This is a genomic window from Vibrio sp. JZG10 (genome assembly GCF_054064075.1).
Genome location: NZ_JBSUGE010000008.1, coordinates 125,523 through 149,793, shown reverse-complemented (window position 1 = coordinate 149,793; position 24,271 = coordinate 125,523). Strand labels below are relative to the sequence as shown.

10 protein-coding genes are annotated in these 24,271 nt (G+C 40.6%); 3 read left to right on the top strand and 7 right to left on the bottom strand.

Annotation, left to right across the window (positions count from 1 at the left end; translation table 11 throughout):
* Positions 1 to 36: 36 nt before the first annotated feature.
* A complete protein-coding gene (locus ACWYVB_RS11240) occupies positions 37 to 510 on the bottom strand; it encodes a DUF1842 domain-containing protein (protein ID WP_258626976.1) in 474 nt (157 codons plus the stop codon).
* 284 nt (positions 511 to 794) lie between these two features.
* Between ACWYVB_RS11240 and ACWYVB_RS11235 the strand changes: the two genes are divergently transcribed.
* From ACWYVB_RS11235 to ACWYVB_RS11225, 3 genes are all read left to right on the top strand, one after another.
* Positions 795 to 2,486, top strand: a complete 1,692-nt coding sequence (locus tag ACWYVB_RS11235; RefSeq protein ID WP_317410384.1) for an FAD-binding oxidoreductase — start codon at positions 795 to 797, stop codon at positions 2,484 to 2,486.
* An 88-nt stretch (positions 2,487 to 2,574) separates the two neighbouring features.
* Positions 2,575 to 2,901, top strand: a complete 327-nt coding sequence (locus ACWYVB_RS11230) for a hypothetical protein (RefSeq protein ID WP_170901855.1) — start codon at positions 2,575 to 2,577, stop codon at positions 2,899 to 2,901.
* Positions 2,902 to 3,366: 465 nt separating this feature from the next.
* Entirely contained in the window at positions 3,367 to 4,662 is a 1,296-nt protein-coding gene (locus ACWYVB_RS11225; protein ID WP_457528979.1) for a linear amide C-N hydrolase, read from the top strand.
* 414 nt (positions 4,663 to 5,076) lie between these two features.
* On the opposite strand, the gene ACWYVB_RS11220 is transcribed toward ACWYVB_RS11225, so the two are convergent.
* The 6 genes from ACWYVB_RS11220 to ACWYVB_RS11195 form a co-directional block, all read right to left on the bottom strand.
* A complete protein-coding gene (locus ACWYVB_RS11220) occupies positions 5,077 to 11,400 on the bottom strand; it encodes a DEAD/DEAH box helicase (RefSeq protein WP_262646765.1) in 6,324 nt (2,107 codons plus the stop codon).
* Positions 11,401 to 14,709 carry an STY4851/ECs_5259 family protein gene (locus ACWYVB_RS11215; protein WP_447073694.1) on the bottom strand — a complete coding sequence of 1,103 codons (3,309 nt, stop codon included), beginning with the start codon at positions 14,707 to 14,709 and terminating at the stop codon, positions 11,401 to 11,403.
* A gap of 227 nt (positions 14,710 to 14,936) precedes the next feature.
* Entirely contained in the window at positions 14,937 to 16,757 is a 1,821-nt protein-coding gene (locus ACWYVB_RS11210; RefSeq protein ID WP_457528976.1) for a hypothetical protein, read from the bottom strand.
* On the bottom strand, positions 16,757 to 19,345 hold the full coding sequence (locus ACWYVB_RS11205) for an AAA family ATPase (RefSeq protein ID WP_457528975.1): 2,589 nt from the start codon (positions 19,343 to 19,345) through the stop codon (positions 16,757 to 16,759). Before ACWYVB_RS11205 ends, ACWYVB_RS11210 begins: the two co-directional genes overlap by 1 nt.
* The gene (locus ACWYVB_RS11200; protein WP_457528973.1) at positions 19,338 to 20,831 is read right to left on the bottom strand and encodes a hypothetical protein; all 1,494 of its coding nucleotides are present in this window, start codon (positions 20,829 to 20,831) and stop codon (positions 19,338 to 19,340) included. Before ACWYVB_RS11200 ends, ACWYVB_RS11205 begins: the two co-directional genes overlap by 8 nt.
* A complete protein-coding gene (locus ACWYVB_RS11195; RefSeq protein WP_457528971.1) occupies positions 20,815 to 24,270 on the bottom strand; it encodes a DEAD/DEAH box helicase in 3,456 nt (1,151 codons plus the stop codon). Before ACWYVB_RS11195 ends, ACWYVB_RS11200 begins: the two co-directional genes overlap by 17 nt.
* Position 24,271 lies beyond the last annotated feature (1 nt).

Sequence of the window (24,271 nt, the reverse complement as noted above, 5' to 3'; positions counted from 1 at the left end):
ATCTGTGTTTTGGCACAGTGTCATCGCTGATTAGATTTATGCTGGCGCAAGATCACTTTGCTCCACCTTAAAGTTTTCGATGCTAGGAACATGCTCAGGTAAAAGTAGAGTAACGCGTTGATTTGCTACTTCAACCCATTTACCTGAACTATTTTTATATCGATAGAATGCCACGCCTGACTTCCAATCATCATTAAGTAGGATGTTGAGCGTTACGTTGTGAAGATCTGCTCCTAGAGGAGCAATGCCTAGGTAAGGCTGGTAGCCCTGCAACGTGACCATGATATGACAATCACGCATCGTGCATTGATAGTTGAAACTGCCATTGAGATCAGACACCACATTTAACGGTGGGTTAATGGCCTGAAAGATATGTCCTTTACCCACTATTGATTTGTCTTCGCTGGCCACGAGTAGATTAACATCGAAGTTCACTCCTCCAGGTAAGCCGTTACCAATTTGATAATGAGCAGTAAAAATTGCTTGTGATTCTTTTGATTCCATTTTCATTGTGTTCTCCAACTGAATTTATTGTCGTTAGTGACCCATTCAATGTAGATAACACGTCATTCAAGTTCAGTATCACTTTAGGCTCAGATCTACTTGATCTACATAAATTATCTACGGTCACGCAGATGCCGCTCGTTCTTTTCATCAACCAGATATTATTGCTCTCTCGCTGATGCTTTTGGCGATTTGTACAGAACAACTGATACCAAACTGATATGGCGAACATATGCGTGCGAGTTAATATTTAAACAACTATTCAATACATAAGCCAAATGGGAAAAATAATGGAACAAGAATGGATGCAGGGAACTAAAGAAAACCAAGTGGTAGAACAGCACCCTAACCCTCAAATACAACGCCTCGCTGTACTTAACGCGTACTCAATATCAATCAATAATGCCAAACTGTTTATTCAGAAAATGGATAAATGCGGTTTTCCTAAAGAGCGACTACTGACACCTCTTGAAAACACGGTTTCACCGGTTCCCGGTTTGAACCAATATCAAGTCGAGTCACTCATCTTCAATACTCGCTATCAACACCAACCCTTTGTCATTGTCATGTGCGAAAGTACGCAAGAAGTTCAACAAGCCTATCTAACAGCAACTCGATTCAGTCTCCCGATTCGTGTTCGCTCAGGAGGGCATGATCACGCAGGTGAATGCAGTGGTGACAACGTCATTTTGATTGACGTGAGCAGAATTAAGACCTTCCAATTGTGTGAAAATATTGCCACCATTGGTGCTGGCTATCGCTTCTATCAACTGACACCAAAACTTGCAGAGCATGATCGAATGATTGCACATGGAACCTGTGCCACAGTTGGGTTGACTGGCTATATTCAAGGCGGAGGATGGGGCCCTTGGACGCGAAAATACGGCATGTGTTGTGAGCACCTAGTGAGTGCAACCGTGGTATTGGGTGATGGTACGATCACAAAAGTCTCAGCAGAGTCCAACCCTCACCTATTTTGGGCACTAAGAGGCGGCGGAGGCATGAGTTATGGCATTGTTACCGAGCTACGCGTAAAAACATTCCCTTTACCCAAAGAGATCCACCGCTTCGAGCTTCAGTGGAACCTCTATCCAAAAATCAACGGTATGCTTCAGCCAATACCAACGCACCCTACCATAGATGTGCTAAAAAATTGGGAGCAGGCTATAAAAAGCCTCGATACGCCTAAACTTCTTGGCACCAACTTGCAAATTGATGCTCTGCCTGAATCATCTAACCACTGTGATCTCGAAACCATCAGCCATCACTGCACCATGTATGGCTACTGGGAAGGAACAGAACAAGATCTTCACCAATTTATAGCCGTTCAATTTGGCGCTTGCTTCCCTGATTTAGTTCAAGTCTATGAAGCACATGGCACTGACTTTGACGGGAAGAAATACGATCACTCCCTGATGAGCACATGGGGGCGCGATTCTTTGTGTCAAAGCGGTTCTCCTTTCCCTCCAGATTATGACGCCCCAGCACCTCACAAAATCACTTCGCGATTGGTGTCAGAGCGAGGTCTTAAAGCAGAAGGCTATACTGCACTTTTGCAAAGCTTAACTTCGCCTTTGATAAAGCCAGAAAACCGCGATCAAGGGCTATTTAGTTACGTAACCTTAGGTGCGATCACTGGTGGCTTTTATCATCACTCAGACGACCTTGAAGACATATCTTTCCCCTACCGCCAGTGTCAATATACAGTCCAATACCAAACTTGGTGGAATGAAGAGATAAAGCAAAAACTAGAACTACAAAATAACCCAGTACTTGTTGATGTAAACAGAGCCATGGACTGGATTGATAAAGCCAGAGAAGCTGATATACCGGGAACCTATGGTGCCTTCATCAGCTTTAAAGATCCGGCAATTCCCACAAGCGTTTATTTTGATCGAAGCTACCGCGACTTAATCGGTATAAAAGAGAAATACGCTAAGGATAAGTTTAATCATCTTAGAACTAATAAGACCATCATTTAACATCAATATGCATCTTAAGAAGCATATATTAACAGACCGTCATTTGGCCGTTCTATTACGTATAGAAATTAAAAAAAGAGGAAAAATTATGACAACTAAGGGGTCATTTTACGTTAAAAATAACTCCAGCGATAAAATCACCGGATATGTGAGATTTAAAGACTCTCCGGAAATGGAGGTCCGTTTCGACTTGAATACTGGCGAACAATCTGAATCTGCTAGTTTTGAATCCGGTGCCGCTACCCATGACTCCTGGTACTACAGTTTCAAAAAGGCAGGTGAAACCTATACTGGGAACAAGTCCTGTGCATTCTATGCAAAAGACGAAAATAAAGGCCCCGTCGCTGTGGAAATCTTTAATGATAATTTAAAAATATCTCCACCACTTAGCGGTTCTTGTGAGAAAACTTTATAGCCGCTTACCCGATTCATCACTTCGCCCGAGACAGTTGCACAACTTCTCGGGCAGTTTCATTTCTCGGTATTTGGATTGAAAACCCTCCCCATTTTCAATCACAATCTGAAATTGTTAACTTTATGTTCTCACTTTATATCACCACTGCAAGATAATCGAATCAATACAAATCACTTTTAAAATCAACTTTAAATCTAGAGTAACCAAGATTGAAAAAATAAATATATTATTGAGTTCTAAGATCAAAGATTTTTACTTAATACATCACTTTTTATTTTAACTCTATCAACTGATACTAAACTGCTACTGACGTTTTTTGATTGAATGCTTAAATTAATAGCATGCGCTTATCTCCATGGCTAAAACCATTATTAAAGCGCAATTCTTCTATATCCACGTAATCTCCAAGCATTTGATTCAGAGAGTTTCTTGGATATGCATCATTCAAGATAAACAACGGAAAGCATGGCTATGTGTACAGATGTGAATATCAATTATGGTTGCAACAACCAAACCTTATCCGCTAGAACCATGGAGTTTGCAGTTAACCTTCAGACCGAGATTTGGTTTAGAGCCCAACAAACTTACCAAATTACGACCTTTACTTCCGACGAAAAAGCCGACCGTGTTTTTAATGGTCAGCCGCCACAACGTCACAGTAAAGAATGTGAGTTTAAAGCAAGTTGGCAGGGAAAATTAAGCTTCATCCACTGCAACGCCATTACCCGATATAATAACCCTCTTTTAACAGCTGATGGCATTAATGAATCCGGCCTTTCCGTCGGATCGCTATACTTGCCCATACTCAATCAAAATGTATCGACCTCTCACATCCCCAATGATGCCTTTGCATTAGGAAGCGGTCTGTTTGGTACTTTTATCTTGTCTACGTTTAATACTGTGGACGAGATGGTGACCTACTTCACCACCCACCCCGTTTACGTGTTTAACTCTACTATTTCAACTGGTGAAACAGAGAGTGACAATATGACGTTGGATCAGCATTTCGTGATTCACGATGCAAATAATGACAGTGCAGTCATTGAGTTTCTTAACGGTAATATGCATATCTATCGAGCATTTAAAGAAAGCGATATGTTCAGCAAAGAGGAAAATCAGCAAGCACGCTATCAATGTACCGAATACGACTTTGATGATTATAAAGTGGTTGTGGACCACTCCTACGTAGGAGTAATGACTAACTGCCCAAATTACCATTGGCATGTCAATCACCTCTCTTATTTTTCCAATTTGCGCAACTACAACCCAGAACCGAACAATGAAGTAACCATGCAACGTCATGTCCAAGTGCCTGGCCCACTTCAATCAATCAATGGCGCTGGCTTGATGGGCCTACCCGCCGACCCAACACCGCCGTCTCGATTTGTACAAACCTATGCAATTAAGCAGTTAAGCGAACAACCAACTAACTTCGACGAAGCCTTCTCACTCGGACAAAAGCTACTTAATCGCGTTGATATACCTTTGGGCATCATGGCGAATGAGTTTGAGACATCCGATAACCCTGAAGTCTTTTTTAGTGATATCACCCAATGGAGCGTTATTAGACATAACAGTCATCAGTCACCCGCGTTCTATCTGCGTACTTACGGAGACATGACTTGGCGAGTCGCTAATGTCAAAGACTATATTGGATTAAATAGAGACTGTCAGATTTCAAGCGTTTTACAGCTCATGCCAGTTACAACATCATTACCGTTTGAACAAGTCGAATCTCGACCAACTATTAAAATCGCTTAGAGTTAATTTTGAAGCGCAAACAAATGAGAAGCAAAAAGCTAATAAAAAAGCCAGAGTAAGAAATCAATCTCACTCTGGCTCATAGCTGCATATAGTATAGTTTTATCTGCTATAGATATAACGTATGGTTGCTTTTATTGTTGATACAACCATAATTTGATATTTATAAATCTCATAATTTCAACTAGTTATAAAAAATACAACCATATATTGATATCACCAAATACAACCATAAGTTGATATTTTTGTGATAAACAGAATTAATGCTGAGTTTTTATGTAAGAAAGTTTCTTACATAAAAACTGTCGCTGTACCAAGTTTGGTTAATACAAAGCGCTCATACATTAAACTGAACTTTAATGTGTGATTGATAACCCAACAGTAATATCTATAGACAATACTGATTGGAAATACCTACAACACGTTAACAGCAATCCAAGTGGACCAGTTAGCACTGTTAGACACCTTAGCTAATTTATATACTTCAATTAACCTTTTTATCTGGTCGTGCGTGTCTCTCATAAAATCAAACCGATGCATACCACCAGAGAGATCTAATCGCCAATAGCCAAACCCTTGATCTAGAGTGACTTCAACTATATCACCAGTAGAAAAATGCAACTTTATCGCTCTTCGATGCGGCACTTCGCGTTTATTATCAATTATATTTGTATCTACTGTTTTAGCGGCCATATGAGTCAACCATGCACCAAATATTGCTTTATAGTCATCCCGATCATCCCAATCATGGTTTACCGTATAAGGATTTCTATTTTGTTCATCAAAGCAACTATTTACTTCTATTTGGCAATCTGATGTTCCTACTAGTGCTTTGAGAACTTCCGCTAACAATAATAAAGAAACTGGGCTTTGGAGATACCGATCCGAATACGAAACACTCTTCAGTTCACCTTCTTTAAGCAGCTTTGTTAGTCGCTCATCTTTACTTTTTAATAACGTCACAAAACCTCGACCGAAGTTTGAGAGCTGCCCATTTAATTCAGTCGCAATATCAACATGAACAGCTCCTAACAAGTGAGTTGGTTCCTTGGAGTCTAACTCAAAAGGAATTGTCGAGATTTCTGGTTCACTATAAGAAATAATGGAGATGTCTTCTGCTGTAAGCCAATGCTCTCCTGGGGTGGTGGCTCTAACGTCAAGGTTGGCTAATGTTGACCAACCACTACTTGTCAAGCCTTGGAAAACGATCGCCCCACACTCTTCCCCATATCTTAGCTGAACTCCAATTTTTTGTATGTCCCTTAAGAAACTCACAATTTCTTCAGTAAATTCAATTTTAGGTACAACGACTGAAACCGCTATATTCCTCGCTAATAGTTCATGCAATTTAGTTTTCATCAAGACGAGAGAGGTATCCCAACCTTCTACTTCAGAAGAAAGAACAAACAAACATTCCGATACCTTTTCATTGAGTACATCGTTCAACTGCGCTTCAATAGTTTGGGGACAGTACCTCCCATCCTTGATAAGGTTTTGGTGCTTAGGCGATAGTGATACGTAATGCTTAAAATCCTCTCCTAACCATGCTATTGCTAACATGCGATCGAGTTTATCGGTATCGTGTTTCGAATCCGTTTCTAAGAGGCACTCAGGGCAAAACGCATCACACTGCTTCCTACAATCAAGCTTTACAAGCAACCCATTCAATATTTCAGATATATGACATGGTGCTTTTGTCGCAAATCCAGCCCCTCCCCCAACACTGTCGAATAATTGAAGCACCAACGCATGTTGATTATCACCAATGACTGTTGGGCGAACGCTATACTGGACCTCATTTGTCGAGACACCGAGTTGCTCTACTAAGCACTTTCGTAACGCTACAGCCAAAGTGGTCGCTATTTTTCGACCCTGCTCATTATCAGGTATGTATTCACCCGTTTTGGGATTCTTAATCACCAGTTCAAATACGTCTGTTCGAGAGTTAATACCCAAATGAATCGAAGACATTATCTTGGCAGACCCGTCACAGTCCGCATGTCGACCTACTTCATCTTTATCGAACTTACTAGGGCGCGGTGGTTTATGTGTCTTTTCAAAGTTAAGTGCGTTTGGCAACTCACCTTTCGCTGTCATTGACTCTGCACGACCACAAGCCATACATAACGCATATCCTTTACCCGACAGACCAGAACTATGATGGAAGACCTTACCGTTATTGTCAGAGATCATATATCCAAGTGCAGGCATTGGTAATGGAGTCGCTGTACCTGATGCAATAACCCAGGAAGGTTGAACGGGAACATAAACATTATTAGAAATATTATTCGTCGGCTCTCGATAATAATCAGTGACAAACCCTGTAGGCTGAATTACTTTTTTGCGGCATTCCGTGTTATCAGGAATTGCTTGCCCACAAGCGATATTAGTACACACGAGATTACTCGAATCAGATTGTACTTCTAAATCAGTTTCGTAACCTGTCTGACCACACCTTGGACAACGCCAGGCTAGGTCAAACTTCTGAGAATCTTTCGCGCCATCAACGTGAATTTTTTGCCAATTCAGAGAAATACCTGCCGCTCGATGTACTCGACCATCAAGCACTATTTCAGAACCAGGAGCATACTCGCGAATTGCAACAGCTAAATTTCGACTTGGCAATCCTCGATTTATAGAAACATTATCTTCTCGATCGAGTTTACTTAGATTCCTAAATTGAAGCTGCCTTCTAAAATCGACGATATTATCGGTATCCAAGTTTACGACATCCGTAGGGAATCCATATCCCGGGAGGAACGCCCTTGTTGCTAAATCTCGCAGTAAGTACTCTCGACATAAACGGGACTTCTCACTATTTAGCTTAAAAGCATACGGGCCATCAGGATCAACGCCGATCAATTCATTTTCTATGTATTGATATTCATTTACCCACCTAGTGGTTATTTCCTCTATTTTCTTTGCTGAGTACTTACAAATTTGTGCCAAAGGAGCATTTCTCAACGCGGTACCTTTAACTAAAGTAGACAAGGCTGATTGAAACTTCTTATCACACGTTTTCACCCAATTGATATAACGTTCTGCGATAGATTTTTCGTCATTAACCTTTGCGTTAAACCACTCAAGATCTAAGTTAAATTTTTCTTTACTTGTTAAACCAATTTCTTCGATTAAAAAGCGTCCCATCAAAAATGAATTTACATGTCTCTGCACCAATTTCTCAGATGAAAATTCAACGTGTGGAGCAGGTATAACGGTGGTGAATGGCCATTTCGGGTTGTTAAAAACCAACGAGTCATGAGGATTGCTTTTGCATAGCGTATAACTTATCGCTCTAGACTCTTTAGATCGGCCTGCCCGACCTGCGCGTTGAAGGTAGTTAGCAGGGTGTGGCGGTACATTATTCATCACTACCGCAGTAATCCCCCCTATATCAACGCCCATTTCCATTGTTGTAGAGCAATTGAGGACATTTTTCCTACCAACTTTAAACTCATCCTCATATATTTTAAGTCGCTCAGCGGATTGTTGCGCAGAGTGTTCTGCAGAAGAGTAGTAAAAACCACCCTCTACTGTTCTGTCATTAATATCCGTCCACAAGTTTTGCTCTCTTAGTGCTTTCACTTCCGATGAGTTCGCAATAGCTTTGCGCGTTAAAATCAGTGAAAGCAAGAAGTCATCACTTCCTTCAAAAGCCCATACAGCCGGAAGTTTCACTTCTTCACATAGATTATCATCTAACTGACCTTTAAACGGAATATACGGAGTGATTCCTTTGAACGTAGTATCCAACAGCTTGTTCGTAACCGGGCATATGTAAGCCGAATTCATCAATGAAAAGCTGACATTAGTCAAGTTCAAACTATATTGTTTGTCTGCTGTTGAATCTTGCAAGATTTTCGAACCAGTTAACGCATTCCAAGCAGAAATCAACCAGCCATTAATAGTGTCTTCTCCTGACGTACTCGTTATATCAATACCTGTGGCAATAGTGAGCAAATTGATTATACGTTGTTGACGTTTACTGCCTTTTCTTACTAGCGGCCAACTCTTTGCTCTGTTTTCATCGACATCACTCGCGTCAGGCCCTAATAAGGTTTTGGGAGAAAAGTGCATGCCGATCCAACGAATCCATTCACGATCAATGGTTATATAGGAGTTTTCGCGTACAAAGAAATCCAGACATACTTTAAGGTAATCGCGCCAATCTGTTACTGTTAAGCCGTAATTTTCCCAAAGCTCCGGTACAACATCGATTTTATCCAATCCTGGGTAGACTATCTTAACCAAGCCCTGAGTTTCTAGACTGTTTCTATTTTTGGGTCGTCTAGCAAATTCTCTTGTCAGTAGCATTTGAGTCAGTCGTATAGGCCCAGTCGAATCATCAAATATTTCCGGCGACAACCTCTTGTTCTCTTTTAACATCGACTCTTTTAAATCATTATCTTGCTTAATAACATCAACAAGATCAGACCAAGGGACCGTTTGAGGCACCGATATAGCAACCGAGCTACTAGCAATATTAATATATTCTTTTAGTGCTTTTGCGTCTTCAGGCATAGATTGTTCGATGGATGGCAACATAACTCGTAGTTTTTCGATCGGCATACTCAAGTAGTCTTTCACCTGGTTAAGTAACGCCCCATCTATAACAACTTTGTCTTCAACATGCCTACGAAGCTCCTTAAATACTAAACCTCGCAACCGAGACCGCTCAGCTTCTTGTTGCATCCGAATTGACATTTTCGCGGTTCCTTGTCGGCTATCGGTAAAGGTAATTAACCGACGTCCTCTCCCTGGAACGGAATTAGGACCTATCCTGGATTCTTTATCCACCTCAATATCTGGGCAGTACTCGAGTACTGTTGGTACCGCATTCGCCGTATAGAATGGCGCGCCTAATAGACCTCTTCGCAACGCTTTATTGTACTGACCTCTTCCTGAGTAACCACATTCACAACACTGTTGCGATTCACTCATCGACTTAGTCAACCGGATTGGACTCTTATCTGGAAAGCGTTCATGTCCAGCAATATCAAAACCCGTTAATAGGTAATCATCGCTCTGTTTTGAGCCGATAACGACTTGAGTATCACTTGCCGTTGCATTTTTAGAAAACTGATCTGAGCGCTCTTCATCCATCTCTTTTTCAGCTTCATCAAGTAGCGAAAACTCATCATTAATTTTTCCCGTCCACTGTTGCAAGTGTCCATTGTGATCGGCTGCCAATAAATGAGGTTCGTTACAATCATTGCAAAACGCAAGTTCAAGCACTACCGCACCACAATGACATTTCTGACGATGTTCACTATACACATACCCAAATGGCCATGCGCCATTCAGTTTAGATTGTTTTTTATTCGGGCAGTTGGGGTCAATACAGCACCACAAACCATGCAATGTTCGCTGAAAATAATGAGCTCTGAGTTTTAAAAATGCCTCACTATTATGGGAACTTTTAGTTCCTGTGCAAATATCTAACCATCGAGTTAACTCTGCTTCATCTAACTCATAAGGTTTTAATTTATCTATTAATTCAGCGTAATGTACTGGACCTATATTGTCTCCAGATAACAATTCTCGTATTTTCACAGCTAATGCTGAGCTCGCTAAAGCAGAGTATCGACGTTCTGATACTTCCGAGTTTTGACTCCGCTTCTTCTCTTTGGGTTGTTCACCTTCTGGATCTATCGCTTCTATTTCACTGAGGGTTAAATTTGCTGGCGTTACTTTGGGCAAGTTAGGAACAACACGTTTCCCCCCAATGACAACTACCTGCTGTACATCAACATTAGCTAACCTAGCAAGATATTGTTTTAGTTGCGTTTCAGCTTCTGCGCCCGCAATCGTTGCGGAAGTCGCAATAAAGCGAATATCTTCAGGCTTAACATCAAAAGCTTGCATGACACGTCTTAATTGCAGAGCAAGCTCAGCGGCCTGGGAACCAACATACGTATGCGCTTCATCGAGTACGATCCAACGCAACTTACCCTGCGACTTTTGGATAATGGGAGCATCAGCTTGCCTCACCAACATATACTCCAGCATGGTTCCGTTAGTTACCAAAATGGGTGCTGGGTCGTCTCGCATCAACTTTCTAGAAAGAACTTCCTGAGGCTGCTTTCTTTGCCTTTGCCTATCTTGGGCTTTAAGGTCATTTGGGGTATTCCCGTTATACAAACAAAAACGAATATCTCCGTTAAAGTGCCTCGTCCAAGCATTTAGTCGTTCTTTCTGAGAATTTATTAACGCATTCAAAGGATAAAGAAATAACGCTCTCACTCCAGTTAGCGAATTGTTTATCTGTTGCGTTTCTCTATACAAATCTTCGAGTACTGGCACCATGAAGCACTCAGTTTTACCAGAGCCAGTACCACTGGTGATAATTTGAGATTGGGGTTGAAGATCAAGTAAGCCTCTCCATGCTTCTAATTGGTGTTTATATGGTCTTATCTCTCGATTCAACACATACTTACACTTGCAACTGCTGTCTTTTTTACACCCTTCTTTATGCGGTGCGACATCTAGCGCGTCTAGTAGTTCTGGGCTGAGTAGGTTGTTATGTTTAGGGGTAGAGAGGTCTTCTATCGTTATTTCGTCTGCTTCCCAAGCAAACATTTGCTCAAACACAGGACCATGAACAAACTTTTCATCCGTTTCCATCAACTCACTTAAATGGTTTCTAAGAGCGGGATTATTAATACCCAAAATACTCAAAGTTGACTCTTTTGCTCGACTATTAGCTTGTTGTTTTAGGGTGGAAAAATATTGCTTCATTTAAGCTTCCTCTTGAGCAAATACATATAATGCACTTTGAAATACGGGGTTAAACCAATGACGATCAAACTCGACAATCTGTCGCAAATGGAAATAATGAATGGGATAAAGTGTCGACGATAGTTCTTCCAATTGAACTTTTCCACACGCCACTGCCGCTGCAAAGATAGGAAAATAAAGGACGCTCTTGTGGAACCCACGAATGACTTCGAAATGAATAAGCGATTCACAGTGTTTTTTGCACCATGTTTCTAACTCAAAACTAAATGCTGTCGGCCACTCACGGTCAGACAAATGAACTCGCACCAAGTCTTGACTCCATTCAGGCAGACAATATTGAAAAACAGCTGACAAATTCGGTTCTGGTTGGATAAATTGATCGGAGAACAATGCTCGACACTGTTCTTCAAACAATGGGGTAAATTCAGAAAGTGTTTCTAGTCTACTGTTTACTTTGTTATCCACCACTTTGTCAGGCAGTCCTATGCTTAACAACATCTGACGATATTTATCAATATTCGACTGCCAAATATGCAGCGGTATAAGCTCCCAAATAACATTAAATTCCACTTTCAAACGTTCCATCAACTGAACGGGGTTATCAGCTTTAAACGCTAGTGCTGATAGGCAAGCGGTGTGTTTCACTATTGCTTTCCATACTTCAAACGTAGCCAATGGGAGGTGAGAATAATTGGCAAATAAGTCATTAATAAATCGCCAACTACTGTGATTAAAATCATTAGCTAACATTGGAAATACATCGGCTATCGCATTTGGATTAGTTATTGGGTGGAATAAGGCAACAGCCTTGTTTAAGGTATGGATATCACTAATACAATCAATAGCCTCACTACCAGGAATAAATTTTGCGCGAAATGCCAGCTCAGTCTTGCTTGAAGGAACGATTAACGTTGGCTGATATAACCTTTTATTCAGTTCGAATACACCTGTCGCTGCGCCATTGGAATATCTTTGTTGAAGAGCATGCGGTTTTTCTGCTGGGTCTGCCAAATTAATCACTTCTGGCTGAATGATGAGATCTTTCCCCAGCTTCACGTCAAAACTTACCGTCTCATTAACCAACTGAGCTTCGGTTGCATATCGACCAATAATTATTTGTTGCTCTCTACAACCCGCCCCCCCAATTACCATTCGAACTTCATCATCAAGTTCACCAGATGCCGCCAGTAGCTCCTGAATTCTATGACGGAACTCATATAGACTTACTTCAAGTACCTTATCTGTAACCTTGTACTCCCAATAATAATAAGCATCACGAGACTTCATAGGTCCTTTCAATTCAATATGATAACTCGCCGCAACATCCACGCGCGGGAAAAACTGAATACGCGCGCCTAATAAATCATCTATGGTGATACGTTTAGCTAGACCCTTACCATCTTTGTCAAAGATTAATGCACCAGACGCTGGAAAAGGTACCCGTACTTTTATCGGGTCAGCCATCAAGTTAGCACTTATGGAAACAATAATATCTGCTGGCGGTGCCCCTTCGGCTGTCACCTTGATCCTTTTACCGCTTTCTATATTTGTTTGCTTATAAGAGATTTGCTCTCCTTCTATCGATACAAATAAGTTGCGTTCACAATGAAGATCAACGTAGCCACTATTAGCTTGTTTAGACGGCTTAAGCTCAAACTGGAATGACTGCGGAAGAATAGCAAGCCGTTTACGAAGTATTGTGCGATTACCACTCCCCTTTAAACGTACTGATTGGATACCAAACAAACCAGATTGATGAGCTTCTCCTAATGGCTTACTACCTAACCACAATTCTGTATTCGCTTCTTGACTGGTAATGGTTGGCAAACCCAAATAGATTGGTTGTCCCGTACTAGAGTAATACTGTAATTTAGCTCCTCGCACACTCACTTGCTCAGCCAACACTGCTGACTGACGAGTCGATATTACATAGGTGTCGCCTTCACCTTCTTCAGTACGGTAATCAACCTTAATTTCCCCACTAAACTCTACTAATTGGTAGCGTTCAGTCGTTACTGACTTGCACAAGTCTGGAAACTCGGCTGTGTACGTTGAACCTTTTAGCAAAAGAGCTTTAAGTTGGTCTGCTTTGACATTTACGCTTCCTTGTCCAATGACCCAATCATGTTCACCGTCTGACTTAAGAACAATCGGCATCTCATTAATAGCGATGTCACAGTTCGGAATTTCTTCTCTATGAAGCTCAATACCAGCCTGTAATACTACTAAGTACAAGTCTTGCTCTATGGATTGGCGACGAAACTCACATGCAGGGGTTCGCAAAATTACCTGGGTCATTTCGCCTTCAAAGGTTGTATGCCCTACCCCCAACTCGGCGATTACTCGATTACCTTCTTGTATAAATAACTCAACCCGACTGTTAATCAATGCTTCGCGTTTAAAAGGCATTGGTATCGCCTTCATCAATTTAATTTGAGTAACAAAACCCAAGTCTTCATTGTTCGAAACCCTTTGCGAGCAAATAATTCGTTTTGTTTGTTGTGACTTGCTTTGTCGCTGAACTGAAGCTGAAGTCAGTAAACTGGAGAGAAATTCACTGCCAGTGTCTGTATCAAGTGGGATTGGAAATAGATCTCGCCAATTTGGCAGTTGGGTATCTAAATGATTGACTGGTTGCTCTTGTTGTTGCAGGTTGTATTCGTCGGTTAAACGCAGCAATAGCTCCGCCATATTAGTAATAAGATCAACCGTTGTTTCTTGTTTAAATGCCTCAGGTAAGTGTTCAAGCCCCTCTAACACCAACTCGAACGGCGACTGACCGAATGCCTGAGCATCATCAAAAACCCTAAGAATACGCTTAAAAATTACTAAGAACCTGCCGCCTTCACTAGCTAGCAGACCATAAGGCAGACCGCCCTCTCGGAACACTGAGCCAAGAAAACTATGCCTATCATCGTTATATTGACTAACGGTTCGCTGCCAATATTGAAAACCTGTTTTTATTACCTTACTACGTTGATTTGCATCTAACTCAAACCCTAAACTGCTTGATATACCACTCCAACTCCATCCTCCTTGATATTTACGTCGGTACCATTCAGCACTAAAAAGACAAAAAGCCGCACACCAGCTACTATCCCGATGCAACTTTGTTGGCAATTTTTGGCTTTTTAAACTGATTTGCAAATGACTATATTCGGGCTCTGATAGTTGATAAGTAAATAGCGGCTGGCCCGTGGGCTGAGATAGTTCTCGTTTCGTCAAAATGGCCCTTAGACAGCCACTAACAGAAGTAGAGTCGAATATCATACTTGCAGATCCAAGTTTGCTGCGGGACGTAGTATCCATTGAACACCTCTCCTTAGTGCCTAGCCTCAAATTTTATTTTGCTAAATACTCCGTACTTAGCAGCCTCTGTATACAAGCAAGTGCATTGCAACAAACATTCCCTTCAGTAACAAGTTGATTTCATATGGAATAAGTAGGTAGTCACACTTTGATTTAGTAAATAAAATTACAGAGGTGTAACTAATTTACCTATCTCATCCCTTAGCCTAGTCAACGCTTGCTCTTGATTACTCATCAAAATCAACAGAAAAACTTCTTCGTCCGGTAAGTAAAAAGTCGCTGCTCTTATAGAATTGTTCAAAATTAAAATTGCCATTGTTTGAATCTTTCAAGTATCGTGTAAAGCCGCAACTACAAGTTTGCTTAAACCCAGAAGGTTGAGATACAAAATTAGTCTTTGCTGAACAAATGGGGCATACAATCAAAGATTCTATTTCCTTTTGACGTATTTCTAGGGCTGTAATCTGTTCTCGAGCATTAGATTGAACTAATAAGTCTTTTAACTGCTTTAGCTCTTTCTGGTTTATTTCACCAAATAATCGTAAAGAATGTTTGTGGGAATCGACGGAAATACTTGTTATTTTCTGAGCGAACTCCAGAGGTTTTGTAGGTACTTTTACTATAGGTGTTCCATAAGACATTAAAATGTCCTTATACAGTACTCTATCAACTATGAGTCCTAACCGTTCTACACAGTACATATCTGACGGTGTGATCGTAATGAATTTATCCGCATTCATATCTTGATGGTTCTGATTGCCGATATTTGGCCAAGCGATAACATGGTTTTTACTGAGATGCTGACAATTCTCAGCTAAGGGCACATGACTAAACCAAGGTACAACTGTTAGCAATATATCATTGCTTCTAGAAACCCCATCTCTAACAAGCACTAATTGCCATTCAAAACCACATCGCTGAAGCCTTAGTTTTCTTCCCGCCCACTCTCCTTCACTTCGCCCATTCAAATACGGGTGTAAAGCATGTGTTAGTACGAGGCCTACATATTGAGAATATGAATAAGCCAGTTCCTGATTCAGCCAAAATTGCTCATCAGGGCTATTCTTTGTTCTCGATATCGTTACCTCTAACTGTTCCCACAAAATCGCCAAATGCCCATAATGCGGGTCATGACTAAGGATATTTGTTCGGTGTAGTGCTCCACTTAATTGCTTATTTCTGTCAATTCGAGAGTACAAACCCGTTTGTTTAAGGCTTTGAACAGAGTGATTCAGATGCTGAAGTTTATCTATGGTTTCACTCAGTAACTCGCTCGCCTGGGCTGTCGTTTCTTCATCAAAAGTCCTTCCCCAGAGCTCACATACGTTTTTAGATAAACGAAAATCAATATATTGAGACTGATAAAACTTCATTGCCTGATCTATCGTCAGCAATAAAGTTGTGAGTGTGGATAAACGCCTCTGAAGATGATATTCGAATTTATCTAAAAGCCTCGCAAAGACACAATTTTCGTAAATATTGTATTCGTCGTCACTAAACCGAGCCAATACCTTCTTGGGTACTACGCCACTGAGAGTCTGTCGCTGCCAGCATTCAGAATGGGAAGCCAAATGAACTAAAGCTCCTTTTGACAGTCGTTTCGCCCGAGCCGCATCTGTCACTTCTTCATCGTAACGAATATCGAGTCTTGGGCGCTGCGAAATATGGTGAAAATGCCCCTTATTAAGAACTTCCAACAACACGATTTCCACAGGTAGCAAATGGCTTTCTGAATTAACAATAGCAGCAGGTAACATAGGTGAAACCAAACTATCAGCATGACTCTCCATTTGTTTACTGATGGTTGTGATTGCATTATTAAATAGATCAATTGAAGGTTTAAGTCCTTTATCTGCCTGTATAAAAGAATAGTTTCCCGAATTTAGCTGACAACGTACATAACCATCATCAACCAGTAAGTGTTCATAATGTATTTTTGCATGCCTATTGAGACACTCATCATTTTTACCTAGCCATTGATAACGACATGGCTCAATAGTTGGTGGTAAATCAGGTAACTTTTTTTGACTCAACCTGTCAAACCACATTACAAACGCTCCTTACGTTGGCGGTCTGTATTTAATAATTCTAAAGATTTGCGAGGATCACCGGATAGATTATGACTAATCCAAAAATCTTCCAAAGCATCGGTCAATTTGCCGACATCATCAGCGTTAATATCATAACGTCCAGTAACCTTGCCACTACGCATAACACGACTGGATAACAAATGATCTAAAGCTTCTCCTTCAGTTGCACCACAAGCTAGCATTACGGGAATAAAACGTTTCGCCTGACGTTCAAATCGGTTACCCCATCCAAGCTCAAAAGTCTCAGTCAATTGAGTGGTAATATCATGCTCAGACAGCTTCAAAAGCAAATTTTCCACTTCCTTTCTGTGCTTCTGACTTGCTTGATGAAATGCTTTCTGGAGCGACTTAAATGAATAATTAGCCTTATCAAACTTTTCGATATTGAATTGGATATCCTGCTTCGGTAACGTCATCACGTGTGCACGGTCATAAGTTTTGTCTGCTAATTCATTCGTCGTTTCATCATGGTTTGATGTCCCGATAAACCAAACATTCTGTGGTACTAAGATTTGCCGACCATCTTTTAAGCCTTTAGGAGCATTTGGGAGAGCTGTTTCTGAGAGGCTTATCAGGCGGTCCTGACGGTCATTTTTCTCTAATGCAGAAAGGAATTCCGAAAAGTACTGTTCAGGCCGAGATAAGTTCATTTCATCCAACAAAATAACGTTACAGGTGTCATTCCAGCGAGGAGTTTGAGCCTGGTAAAGTGCTTGCAAACAGTCTTTTTCGTAAAACTTACGCTCGAAAGCATTATAGTGACCAAGAAGATCATCTCTATCACGCCAGCCTGACTGAACGGCGATATCCGTACAGAAACCACCCATCGCTTTAGCAAACGCTTTAGCCAAACTGGTTTTACCTGTACCACTGATCCCCTGAAAAACGTGCAACTGACTCATTGCTAGACCACTCAGTAATACTCGGATATCTTCTAATGGGTAATATAGTTTTACGCGCTCTGCCTGAGCAATTCGGTGCTGAAGCTCTGATGCAAAGATACGAAGATCAGGCACATCTTCGAGTTCCATTGTCGCCTGAAAACCCTTCTTGCTGTCCATATTTGACATAGCAGGGAAAGGAGTCTGGGTTTTATGCGCGTCGGTAAGTTTTTCGATACGACTTTCCAAATCGTTGATATGCACACTTAATGTGTTTTTGTGCTGTTCAAGTACCTTATTCTGTTGCTGGATAGTCTGTAATTGAGTTGCGGCTATCCGTTTTTGTCCAACTTCTGACTTTGCCTTCTCATACTCAGGTCGAATTTCATTCAACTCTTTTTCCAACTCACTGACACGACTGCGTAAATATTGGCTTTGCTCTTCCAAACCTGCATGATCAGTATCAGAAAGCTTATTTTTTAATTCTCGGTTCTGCTGTTTAAGTTGCTCCAATTGATCAATAAATTCTCTTATCGGCTGTTCACCCAAAGAATGTTGTAACTCTTCAAAATCTGCCAACTTATCATTTAATTGCTCAACTTTATTCCATGCGTTATCTATTTTTTGTTTCTGCGTAGAAGTTTCCTTTTGATGGGATACACGTTCTTCAGCCATCCTCTCATCAACAATAGAATCCAGATTATCTTTAGCTTCACGCAAATCTTCCCACTCATCATTAAGCTGTTTTCTCTCCAGATCCAAAGCATCTTGAATCTCTTTACGCTGACGTTCTATTGTTTCTTGCTGATAATGATTTTTTAAATCCAGTGTCGTTTTATAAGTCGCTTTTTCATCTTCTAAAGCAGACAGTTCCAACTTAAGCTGTTCTTTCTCTTTATCCAGCTCTGATGCCTTAACCTGCTGAGCAGATTGCAACGTAATCAATTCAATCTCTTTTTTATCCAACTCAGCTTTACGTTGCAATTCAGTATCCGACAGCGCTAGCTTAGCTGCTTCAATTGCATGCTCAAGCTCAAATTTCTGCTTGCTTAACTCGGAGATCTTTAATTTGTAGCCTGTAATTTCTTTTTCTTGCTCTATCTTCAACCGCTCTAACGATTCACGATTTTGTCGTTCAAAACCTTGGTTAGCATTTAGCTCACGAGAATTCAGTTCGCGTTCACGAGACGTCTGTTCACTTTGTTGTTTTGCCAACTTTGTTTGCAGAAGATCCAATTCATTACTTTGTTTTCCTAAACTTTCAGTTCGGATACATAGCTCATCTTGTTCTGTATGAAGTTTCTCTTCTAATGCTTCTAATTCTAAGCCTTTTTGATTGCTGGTATCCCAACGCACTTTATATTCTTCATCCAGACCTTGTTTATATTTATTGATTTCTTTGCAAACATCGGCAAACTGTCGAATCCAACCTCTGAACTGGTTTGTTTTCTCATCAGGAAGTGCATTAATAAGACTCTTCAAATAATCTTCATCAAGCAATATATTCAGTTTTTTACCCACACTATCATAGACTTGACTAGCATTTTCGAAAGATGCCGTCCACATAGGTATCTGTTTTTCCAACTGGGTTTTATCGTTCGACTTCTGAGTTGTTGCTACGTTGTTCTGGGGTTGATTTCCGTTATTTTTTTTACTTCTAGCCACGGATCCATTCCTTAAATTGTTCTGAAAATTGTAATGCGAATTCGATATTTTTCTGCGCCACTTCAACCGTTATTTCAGTGTACTGCTTCCCTGTGTAACGACTATTTCCATGGCTGGTTTGATTGCGTAAGTCAGCTAACGCTAATAATTTTTGTAAATCCAATTGTTCACTTTTAAGAACTTTCAACGGATGTATAGCGGTACCTATCGTCCCAAGCGCGGCTGCAAAAACTAAAGCTTTTAAGGAACTAGTTGGATTTTTGAAAGCACGAATAACCATTTGTAGCTTCTGCCTAGACAGCGTCGCTATAACATCTTCAGTAAATGCGGGAAGATTTAGGCTAGTTAATAAACTACGGTTTAAATTAGCATCATTTTGTTTTGACTTAGGTAATTGCTCAACTGATCCTTGAAAGGACTTAATCAGCCATTGCATCAACACTTCTAACAGCTTTTGGCATTCCGTAATGGCTGCTTCCAGGTCATTTTTATTATTTTGCCCACTTTCCAACATTTCCTGGCGAGTGAGTAATACCGATAATGCATCTGCAATATCAGGCTCCTTTTGTACCCATGGATACTCCATCATTACTTGTAAAGATGCTTGCTCCTGTAAGCTTTTCAGCCACTCTGACACTGTCTGGTTATCAGGTTCTGGCTGTTCAATTAACCCACTCAAGCTTATACATAAATTTTTGTCATGTTCTAATAGTTCAGGCAAGTTTCCAGCTAACCACCAAGCTTCATCACGAATGTCAAAAGGATCCTTAATACTCCAAAGTCTGGTACTATGGCTTGCCGTAATCCATACCAATATCCAAGCAGATTCCGGTTGTTCTGATTGGTAAGTCAACCCTGAAAGTTTTATCTGTTTTGGTAACTCGCCAGATGCATATAGCTGTCGAGCTATACGATAATCACTACGATAGTCTTGCCATGCCCGCATAGTATCTTGTGTCTTTGGTATGGAATGATTGACCTGTTTAAATGAAGGTTTGAATGGCTCCAATGCTTTCCCTGTTTTACGATTTAATGAAAATTTAGGAAATTTTTCACTTGGATTATCTGGTTCTATTATTGCGAGGCGATTATCAATTCTAGGCCAAAGCTTACCTGATACGGCATCCTGAAAAAGATATCCACTAGCTAATTGTTCACTTTGATCGTCTTCTTCACCAATCGCTTTAAGTCCAGACTCTGTCAATTCGATCGCTTTATCATCAATCCAGCCTCTACTTAATAATTGCGCCTGAATAAGCTTAACCAAATTGATATGAAAACCTGTTAATTCAGCGATATCACCAGTATCAAAAGTATTAGCTCGAATTAAACGCATCACGACTTTTTGAAACAAGTTCATTTTAGGCTGTTGAACTTCTGGATACAGAACCTGATGAACAAGCACTGGCCAAAGAATAGCTCTGGCTTTACCTGAAGGTTTATTACCGTATTTAAGGTAAGTCATAGTATCAACGAATGCAGCCATGCTGACCTCCACATAGTTCATAAAATGCGTTCAAGGCCGGAACACCTTCCTGTGCACATTCATTGGTTACTAATTCTGAATCTCCCACGCAAATTAACATCTGACGCTGACGACTCATTGCTACGTTCATACGATTAGGCAAACGTAAAAATCCAAACATACGATTAAGTTTGCTTTCGAACCTCTCATCAGAAGATTTCTCATCATTTTCTGTCTTCACCGAATCTAGTGCCGGCTTTTGCCACGTTCTTACACAAGACAATAACACCACATCGAACTCTTTCCCCTGAAAGGCATCTACAGATCCAACTCGCAAACCCTCTTCTTTGTCTATTGTTCCATCTTTTTTCCTTTTTACTGCCCACTTAAACTCATCATGTGGTTCATATTGTCCTTCACGTTTAACCATAAGTGGAATACCGTTTACCTGTTTGGTAGCCAATTTTTCCATGATAAGGTCTCGTTGTGCTGCATAGAAAGTAATAACACCAATCGATAAACTATTTCCTGCTGCCTCAAACAGATGCTGTACTTCTGTTGCAATTCGTTCAGCCTCAGCATCGCGAATCCGGCTAGTCCCACGTTTATTAGCTTTCCCATCAGATAAAGGAACATTGATCCACTGACAAACTTTGTTTTTATAAAACGTACCCTCATATTCAAGAGCATCAATTAATTCGGAAGAAAAAGTGAAATCATCGGCATGTCTGCCAGCTTTTACTTTATCCAAACCAATTGATTCATAGAATTGCTGACTCACAAAATCACCAAGAATAGGATGCATACGGAACTGGGTATCAAGCATTACAACTCGAGAATAATCACTTAACTTATCGAGCTGCAGCCGTAGGCGTTCAAACAAACTAGATTTAAAAGCTGCCAATTGTTGTTCTGTCAATAAATGTTCTTCTTGAAGTTGCTCTTCTATATCAGGTTCAAGCATATGGGGGAGCTGACGGTCATCACCAACTAATATAACTCTACGTTTTGCCATCGACATTGGAATAAACAGATCAAGTGGGTTTGCCCGTGCAGCTTCATCGATGATGACCGTATCAAATTCAATTTCAGAACTATCAAGATCAACTATAGCCTTTAGATTTGCCATTTTCTTACCTGCAGATTGCTGACAGGTTGCGCCTACAACCATGGCATACTCTTCGGTCGTGTTTAATGCAGATAATCGATCAGTTTCGATGTTATCAACAAGCTCTTGAAGAGCCCAGGCAACTCCCTGTTTATGCTGATGCATATACTGGTCAAGAGATAACTCAAGTCGATCTAGCAAATCACTTCCCGTCTTATCAAGAACCTGTTTCAGTTCTGGAGGTCGATAATCAGGTAAATACTGGTCAAGTAATTGGTTTTTGAGATTATTCAATAACTGCAATAACTGATTATCAGGCTGCGTCGTATCTGAGGCTTGTTGCAGTAATTCTTTACTTTCTTTGGAAAAGCGATGCAACTGTCGTTTTAATTCACGTAACAAATCTACTGCTCTTGCGCACCCGTCATCTGCAAAACTTAACTCTGTCACTCGTAAACCGCGAATACTACGCAAAAGAGTTTCATTACCGCCACTATGTTCACATACAGCAGTCTCTTGCTCCTGCTCAGCAATATAATCTTCCAATTCGCTTATCAAACGCATAGGTATTCGCATATTGAGTTGTTGTAAATCATCTAACTGACGATACAACTGCCGAAGGCGCTCAATATACTGAGCCGGAGAAACCTGACTGACACGCAACAAAGTCATCGACAGAGAAACTTCATCTAATTTTTTTAGAAATGGGATTTTCTTATATTGTTGGTCAATTTGTTCTTTCAGATAATTTGACTGAGCATCAACCCAACGACTAAAGTTTCCTTCTTCATCAGCATTTTGTTTTTTTCCACCTACTCGAGTTGCTGGTAAATTGAAAACCTGACTTCGATCAAGTGCATTATCAACAGCATCATGTTGAAAACTACTTACCAACACTTGACCACTGATATTCTGCTCTTCAAATTCTTCTGCTAGTCGACGCTGTAATGCGGCTATTACCTGAGTTTTTCCCGTACCAGGAGGGCCGATGATTATAGCCAGATCAGGAGTATTTAATGCTGTTTCCAATGCCAACAACTGTTTATCTGTTGGCTTTCCGCCCTTAAAAGTATCTTTAGCGTATGGCGTTAATCCTTTGAGTTTTCGATGTCTATCCATTGGGACTGAAACACCTTCCAACAACCATTTTAATTGGGGCATTCGTTTTCCGGAATCAATCACCTGGCGAGCACTCAAACGACGTTTCCCTGCCGTACGCTGCCCAGCTATTGACAAATACAACCAGCCACCTTTGCCATTTTCCCCATCTTGTCTGGAAAATCGAGGAACCGCATCTCTTCGTTCCGATGATGGTGTAAAGACAATATGATCGTCCTCAAAGCGAATTTCACCTCGAGGATTTTGGCGTTGATCTCCAGATGTACTATCAACGCTAAGTTCTTCAGCCCAATCGGGAGCTTGTTCGGATAAATCAACTTGCGTTGCTTTATCCAACTCTAACGATTTCCAGTTTGCCTGAAACTCTTGATATGCTTCAGCTGATTTTGGCCAAATATTCCAGCGGTTTGTTCTAGTATCTTCAAATGATTCAGAATGAGTAAAACGTAATGCTCTAAGTGTCTCTGCTTTCTTTAGGGCAATTTCCCATTCTTTATCATTGTAGAGATTCCACAACTCTAAATAGCTTCCATTATCTCGTAATGCAGCATCCAACATGGCTCGGTGTGACGCATTATTTAATGCTGTTGCGGTGCTTACATCAGTAAAAGAAAATTCACCGTTCAAGAATGAAAATCCGCTGTCACGACGAGCATGACGTGTTATACGCTTAATCAAATAGCGGTCATCACGCTGCGCTTCCACATCAGCACGCCAACCTTTACCTAATATTTGAAAACCATTTCCACGATTAGAATTACTAAACCGAGATATCGATAACCAATTTTCTTCTGAAGTATCCGAGTTAGCTAAATCTGAAGTATTTGTCGTCGAAAGGATAAAATGCTCAGCTAACCATTGGCATGCTAATTCAATACTATTTTCACTAATTTCATTTTTTGTAAACAAATCATCCGAAATCAAACCGTCAACACCAAGCGTCAAATCTAGTGTATTAATCTCCACTGGTGCCATATATTGCAGTTGCAATGTATTGTTCTGTATATGTGCAAGCATCCAACGTGTTTGATCTCGTCTTGTTAAGCTGGTCAGATGTGGGCGAACAATTTTGGAACAAAAAACTGAAACCCGCTCTTCAGCCTGTTGCAATAACCAGTGATCATCGTACTCAAAAAGTTGTACTGGTTGATTCACTCGTAAACGGGATATATTTTCTTCTGATGTTATGTTAATAACATCATTAGCAAAGTAAGGGAATTCTTTTAATTGCATG